At 65.9% G+C, this 6,235-nt stretch carries 7 protein-coding genes; 4 read left to right on the forward strand and 3 right to left on the reverse strand.

The window, feature by feature from the left end; translation table 11 throughout:
* Positions 1-10 precede the first annotated feature (10 nt).
* Together ACFU5O_RS35520 and ACFU5O_RS35525 are read right to left on the reverse strand one after the other, a co-directional pair.
* Positions 11-991, reverse strand: a complete 981-nt coding sequence (locus ACFU5O_RS35520) for a cytochrome c oxidase assembly protein (RefSeq protein WP_384246711.1) — start codon at positions 989-991, stop codon at positions 11-13.
* A gap of 65 nt (positions 992-1,056) precedes the next feature.
* Positions 1,057-1,599: a DUF2243 domain-containing protein gene (locus ACFU5O_RS35525; RefSeq protein ID WP_384246726.1), complete on the reverse strand. Its 543-nt coding sequence runs from the start codon at positions 1,597-1,599 to the stop codon at positions 1,057-1,059.
* Positions 1,600-2,031: 432 nt separating this feature from the next.
* Between ACFU5O_RS35525 and ACFU5O_RS35530 the strand changes: the two genes are divergently transcribed.
* The 3 genes from ACFU5O_RS35530 to ACFU5O_RS35540 all read left to right on the forward strand — a co-directional run bounded on the left by ACFU5O_RS35530 (position 2,032) and on the right by ACFU5O_RS35540 (position 4,287).
* A complete protein-coding gene (locus ACFU5O_RS35530; protein WP_384246712.1) occupies positions 2,032-3,234 on the forward strand; it encodes a hypothetical protein in 1,203 nt (400 codons plus the stop codon).
* An 11-nt stretch (positions 3,235-3,245) separates the two neighbouring features.
* Positions 3,246-3,839: a hemerythrin domain-containing protein gene (locus ACFU5O_RS35535; protein ID WP_384246714.1), complete on the forward strand. Its 594-nt coding sequence runs from the start codon at positions 3,246-3,248 to the stop codon at positions 3,837-3,839.
* A 289-nt stretch (positions 3,840-4,128) separates the two neighbouring features.
* A complete protein-coding gene (locus ACFU5O_RS35540) occupies positions 4,129-4,287 on the forward strand; it encodes a hypothetical protein (RefSeq protein ID WP_384246715.1) in 159 nt (52 codons plus the stop codon).
* A 79-nt stretch (positions 4,288-4,366) separates the two neighbouring features.
* Here ACFU5O_RS35540 and ACFU5O_RS35545 read toward each other — a convergent pair whose 3' ends face one another.
* Positions 4,367-5,203, reverse strand: coding sequence for a hypothetical protein (locus ACFU5O_RS35545; protein WP_384246717.1), 837 nt, complete (start codon positions 5,201-5,203; stop codon positions 4,367-4,369).
* A 622-nt stretch (positions 5,204-5,825) separates the two neighbouring features.
* Between ACFU5O_RS35545 and ACFU5O_RS35550 the strand changes: the two genes are divergently transcribed.
* Entirely contained in the window at positions 5,826-5,987 is a 162-nt protein-coding gene (locus ACFU5O_RS35550) for a hypothetical protein (protein ID WP_384246718.1), read from the forward strand.
* The last annotated feature ends 248 nt before the right edge of the window (positions 5,988-6,235 follow it).

The following is a 6,235-nucleotide window of genomic DNA, read 5'->3' on the forward strand; positions in this document are numbered from 1 at the left end:
CAGGCTGCTGTTACCTCCGATAGTGCCCGGGAAACACCCAAAAGTTCTGTTTTCGACCCTTGCATGATCGATTCGACGGGCCATGTCGACACCACTCTGGACCGGGGTGCCCGGCGCCGACCCTGCGATACGTCCGGCTGCGTCTGGACGTCACCGTTGCTGTCGTCCCGCCCTTCGGTGAGGACACGGCGAACCCTGCCGCGTGACGCTGGCGCACCCCGCCACGCAGGACGACGCGCTGCGTCGGTCGTGTACCGCCTGGCCGCGGTCCGGCGGGCAGGGCGCAGCGGGTGCCAGGTGGCGACGAGGGCGAGGGCCAAGAGAAGCTCGGCGATATCGCCGCCGTAGTACATGATCTCCGCGCCGTCCTGGACCTGGCCGACAGGCGCGCGTGCACGTTGATCAGAAACCCGCCGTACAAGAGCTGCGCGATCACGGCGTGCGCCGCGATCGCGGTACCCAGCACCACGAGCCGGGTCGGCACACTCGGCCGGGCGGGTGCCGGGCCGGGGCCGGCGATGACCCAGGCGAACAGACAGCCCGCCAGCAGGAAGTGCGCGTGCAGCAGCCAGTGCAATACGGGCTGCCTGGCCGTCGCATTGAACAGCGGCGTGCAATACAGCAGCCCCAGCGTGCCCACGCTCAGAACGAGCACGGTGACCGGATTCGCCACTACCTGCAGCGGACGGCTCCGCACCAGGCGGGTCATCCGTCGGCCGTGCTGTGCGGGCAGAGTCCGCAGCAGCAGTGTCGAAGGTGCGCCCAGGATCAGGGCCAGAGGTGCGTACATGCCGATGAGCAGGTGCTGGAGCATGTGCCCGCGGAAGTCGCCGTGCGCGAACGGCGCCGCCGGGGGCAGCACTGCTACCGCCAGCAGCGCGCATCCGGCCAGGAACAACCCCGTGCGCCATCGGCTCCAGCCCACTCGCGGATTACCCGATCTCGCCCGGCTGGCCAGCAGCAGGTAGCCGGCGGCCAGCAGCACGATCACGGCCGTCGGAAGCAGTACCTCGAGCGCAAGGATGCTGCGTCCGGGGTGGTGTGCGGAGTGAGCGGTCATGGCCGCCGTGCCGCCCGTACCGGGCCACCAGTGTCGGGGGCGAAGGCCACGGCCCGGCGTTGGATCATCCAGCCCACCGCGATCAGGACAGCGCCCAGGAGGAGGAAGCCCAGGTCCCACCAGAGCTGCTGATCACCGGCGTAGACGTGGTGGATGCCGAGGATGTGGTGGTCGAGGATGCCCTCGACGATGTTGAACAGGCCCCAACCCGCCAGGATCCAGCCCCACAGCGCGGGCGAGGTCCACACCTGGCGGCGGTGGTGGGTGACCCGGGAGTATAAGGAGGCCAGGCCTGCGAGGACGGCGACCCAGCAGATTGCGTGGAAGATGCCGTCCCACACCGTGTTCATCTTCAACCCGGAAACGGTGTTCGCGGGGTAGTACTTCACCCCGATCCGGTCGTGATTGGTGCTGGTCAGCATGTGATGCCACTGCAGAAGCTGGTGGAGCAGGATGCCGTCCACGAAACCACCCAGACCCACACCCAGGGTGATCCCCGGCAGCTGCAGACTCCGCGGTCGCGCCCGTGTGCATGCGATGCGCTCGTACCGTTCGTCATCTGCTAGCTCCGCCGACTCACCCCCGAGCACCCGGAAAGGCACCCATCCGACAGTGATTCCCGCACCAAACGGTCCGTCCCAAAGTTGCATGAATTGGTCACACGACCCGGTGACCGGTCACGCCGCCACTTCGTCCAGGGGAAGCCTCGGCATTAGGCCCCCGCCCCACGCGGCGCCTCACGGTGTGCCGGCACACAGGGCGCATCGCGCCCAGCCGGCTCTAGCGACGTCCGGCGACCCGCCCGTCGCGGCTGTCGGTGCTGTGCGCCGATCGCGTGAGAGCGACGACGCGCGGGGCTCGGGTGCGCGAAGAGACGCACACGGGCCCCAAGTATGGGACGTCGGCGAGAGCGGCTTTGCCTTGCAATTGGGGCCCGCCGACGACCCACTCAGCCCGTCGAGGAGACCCGCATGACGTTCAATCCCCTGGAGCAGCGGGGTATTCCGCTGGACCGGCAGTTGCGGAGCTGGCGGGAGCTGAATGTCGCACCGATCGACCCCGACCATGGTGATCCCTATACGCGCTGTCGGATCATCACGATGAACGGTATCGAGGTCGAGGCGATCCTCTTCAGTCACCAGCTGGCGCGCAACACCGTGGCTCCGGAGGTGAAGCAGCAGCTGGCGCGGACGCGGTACATCGAGGCGCAGCAGCAGAAGGTCGTGAACTGGCTGTTGCCGGGAGTGTCGTCGGTGCTGGAGACAACGATCGCCTATGAGCAGGTCGCAGTCGATCTCACGTCGTGGATCGCCCGGATGGAACCGGATCCCTATCTGAAGCAGGCTTACCAGTTCGGGGTGCTGGAGGACTTCGACCATCTGTATCGATACGCGAATCTCTACGAGATGATCGAGCACCGCAAGGCCGAATCGATCGTCGACGGACTCACCGAGGTCATGCCCGGCCGGCCCACCAAGTTCCATCACCGTAACCCGGTGGACAACGTCCGCGACGCCTACGACCGCACTCAGACGGATCCGTTGTCGAAGCTGCACGCCCTGACGGTGATGTCGGCCGAGCAGCAGACGATGAACTTCTACATGAACACCGGTCCCACCTACATGGAGCCGATCGCCCGACAGCTGTACCAGGAGATCGGGCTGATCGAGGAGGAGCACGTCACCCACTACGAATCTCTGGTGGACCCGGGAGAGACGTGGTGGGAGCAGCTGGTCAACCACGAGTACAACGAGTGCTACCTGTACTACTCCTTCATGGAGCAGGAGAGCGACCCCAAGGTGAAAGCCATTTGGGAGCTGCACCTGAACATGGAGCTCGAGCACCTGCGGATCGCCTGCGACATGATGCGTCGCCACGACGGCCGTGACCCCGAAGAAGTCCTTGCTCCCGAGCTGCCGAACGTGCTGACGTTCGAGCCGAACAAGGCCTACCTGCGGGAGCTGCTCGACACCCAGATGGATCTCACCACCCTCGGTGCCGGGTATGTGCGCGAAGCACACGAGCGGTTCGAGGAGATGCAGGAGCAGATCCACGGAGGTGAGGAGCCGCCCAGCGAGCGGGTCATCGCCGAGCACCAAGAGATGTTCGGACGCGAGTACCGCCTGGAGACCGAGGGCGAGCACCCCGACCCCGCCATGCGCGAGAAGAGCTGACGGAGGCCGGCATGAGCAAGACCGACACCCCGCAGGCCGGAGACGACCGGGCTGCCGACGACGACGTCGTGGCACTCCTGATGCGCCAGCACGGCGACATCCGCAACCTCTTCGACGAGGTGGAGGCGGCGACCGGGGACGAACGCCAGACCGCCTTCCATCGCCTGGTACGCCTGCTCGCCGTCCACGAAACCGCAGAGGAAGAGGTCGTCCACCCCTTTGCCCGCACCAACATCTCCGGTGGAGAGCAAGTCGTGGAGGACCGGCTGGCCGAGGAGCGCCAAGCCAAGGAACTCTTGGCGACATTGGACGACATGGAAACCAACGATCCGACGTTCATGCCCCGCTTCCTCAAGCTGCGTGCCGATGTGCAGGAACACGCACGGGCCGAGGAGCGCTACGAATTCACCCACATCAAACGAGCCGCCGGTGCCGGCACGCTCGCCGCCATGGCGAAGGCCCTCAAGGCTGCCGAGGCCATCGCCCCCACCAGGCCTCACCCCGGCGTGGAGTCGGCCGCGGAGAACGTCGCCCTCGGCCCGATCGCCGCGCTGGTGGACCGCACCAGAGACGCCGTACGCAAAGCCATGAGCAAGGACAGCTGACACACAGCCCTCGGGGCAACTCGGCACAGTGCTCCCTGGCCAGCGTGCCGCCGGGCTGCCCCCAGAGGGAAGGCGGCGGACCCTGCACCGTGCCTTCGGCACGGCGACGTACCCCCCACGAAGCCGCTCCCTCAAGGTGTAGGAGCGAGTCACTCATTCCACCCACGGATGTCGGCTCGAAAGGGCGTTCTCGGGAGCCAAACGACGCTCGTATATGCCGGGCTTCGCGGGGAGACGTCGCGCGGCGTTTTCACCGGGCCCTTCTCGCCGCGCTTGCCGAAGACTACCCATGGGGACGGACGCGCCCGAGTCCACAACCCCCGTCCCGGTGCCGGGCCGCAATCGGGCGTTCGACTTCGAGGGCGAGCGGGTCGAGATCAATCATCAAGAGTTGGACGATCTCTCCCTCACGTGGAACACGATCGACTCCAGCGGCTCGGTCCGGTGACCCAATTCCGATTTGCAGTGGCGCACCGAGCCCCTGCCCGGACTGCACGCCCTGCGGGACCTGTGTCGGGTGAGATGTATTAGGACGAAGTACTCAAAGCGTCCGCCGTCGGCCAGCTGAGCTTGATACCGAGTTCCTTGCATTTCCCAACCGACACCTGGACGAAGTCTTTTACCGCTGTTGGCGCCAGGGCGTAGACACGAATGCGGCCCTCCATGCCGTCGCTGTCGATGTAACGCGCGAGCGTCCAGCGGCTGATCGGCTGGCCGCTCTCCTTCCCGTCATCATTGACCGAGCGCACCACGGTGCGCGGACGACGGATGGTGAACGAGTCAATGCTGAGCAGACCCGCCATGGCATAGAGGTCGACGATCCCCTTCTCGTGCCACTCCCAGAGTGGCGTCGACGCCGAATCGAGACGGAAGACTCTGTTCGTCGCGTCTGGCAACCCCCAGGAAACCCCGTCAAGTCCGAGGCGCTGGCGGATCAGCGCCAACTGTGGTGGGTTAGCGGCGAAGTGCTCATTGACGCAATCCTCGACGAAGCGTCGCAGTTCCGCAGCCTGCCAGGCGTCACGCATCCCCCCGTAGATCGTGCCGAATGTGAAAAAGCGGAAGTTGTTGAGACAGAACTCGATCGTATCGAGAAAAATATCGGCTAGGTGACTCAAACAGGCTGCCGGGTCGCAGTGCATGAGAGCGCTGGCCAGTCCGCCGACATCCTTGACGATGTCCAGGCCCTTGTCCGTAATATCCTGCAGTCCCTCTAGGGCCCCTGAAAGGCCCCCCAGGGCGACGATACCGATGCGGCACCCGGCAACGCTGGCGTGTCGACACAACCACCCGTTCGTCCAGCCGAGGCCGCCCTGCGCCCAGTCAATCGCGGTTTCGGCGGCATCTCCGATGGTGTCAGCCACCGCGTCCACAGCCCCTTCGACAACGTCTCCGACGGCGTCAGTGACGGAACCGACAGCATTTCCGGCATCACTCAGCCAACCCACGCCTCCACTCTGCATGAGCAAGGGGAGGGAGCCCGATATATGTGCCCGTCTGTCGGCGTGGTTGGCACGAACAGACGCAGGTAAATGTCCACGGTCAGCAACCTGGCTCGCCCGCCCCTTTCCTGCCGGGGGTGCTCAGTCCCGCATTGACAGCCCGTGTTTGAAGTCTGTCCCCACCTGCACCTCGACGGCCGCGTACTATTTGCCCTCCAGCGCCGCCACCAGCTGAGGCAGGTTGCCGCCGGCCACGATGAGGGCAAGGTGGTCGTGGTAGTCCCGGCTGCTGACGATCAGGCAGCCAGGGCCGGGGTAGCCGGGGGCGGGGTCGTCGAGGAGGGAGAGCAGGACGAAGTCGCGCGCGGCCAGGTGCGTGGGGTCGAGCTCGGTGATGAGCAGCGTAGTCGAACCGACCGCCTCCGCCAGGACTGCGCGGCTTCCTGCCCGCGGCCTTCTTCGCCGTTGCCTTATTGGCGGCCGTCTTCTTCCCGGTGGTCTTCTTGGACGCGGTCCTCTTCGCGGTCCGCTTCTCCGGCATCTCGTGGACGGTCGCCGTCTCGCCGCGGCGCTCCGTGGCCTGCTCAACCGAGGCGTTGAGAGCGGCCATGAGGTCGACGACCTGGCAGCCGGCCGGCTCTTCTCGCTGCGGCAGCTCTGGAAGAGCGTGTCCTTCGTACTTGGCTGCGATTACGGCTTCCATTGACTCGCAGTATTCGTCGTGCAGGTCGGACATGCCGTCGCTGCCATCCCTTGCGCCTATCCACGACACAGCCGATACGCGCAACGACGCCTTGACGAAGGAAACGGGCACGATCTGAACCCAGGACTCGAACGCCTCCGGCGGCGATAGCGCCTGACGCGGACCCTCCCGGACGCGCTTTTCCGTCTGGGCCGGGCCGGCCAACCTCCAGCGCACCGACACACTCAAACAGCTTCCTGGCGTGGCTCAGG

Origin of the sequence: Streptomyces sp. NPDC057445 (assembly GCF_042802855.1) — a bacterium.
GTDB lineage: Bacteria > Actinomycetota > Actinomycetes > Streptomycetales > Streptomycetaceae > Streptomyces.

What these genes read in the sequence shown, in the direction of transcription:
- ACFU5O_RS35540 (WP_384246715.1), top strand. Translation starts at nt 4,129, where the DNA reads ATGGGGACGGACGCGCCCGAGTCCACAACCCCCGTCCCGGTGCCGGGC.
- ACFU5O_RS35530 (WP_384246712.1), top strand. Translation starts at nt 2,032, where the DNA reads ATGACGTTCAATCCCCTGGAGCAGCGGGGTATTCCGCTGGACCGGCAG.
- ACFU5O_RS35535 (WP_384246714.1), top strand. Translation starts at nt 3,246, where the DNA reads ATGAGCAAGACCGACACCCCGCAGGCCGGAGACGACCGGGCTGCCGAC.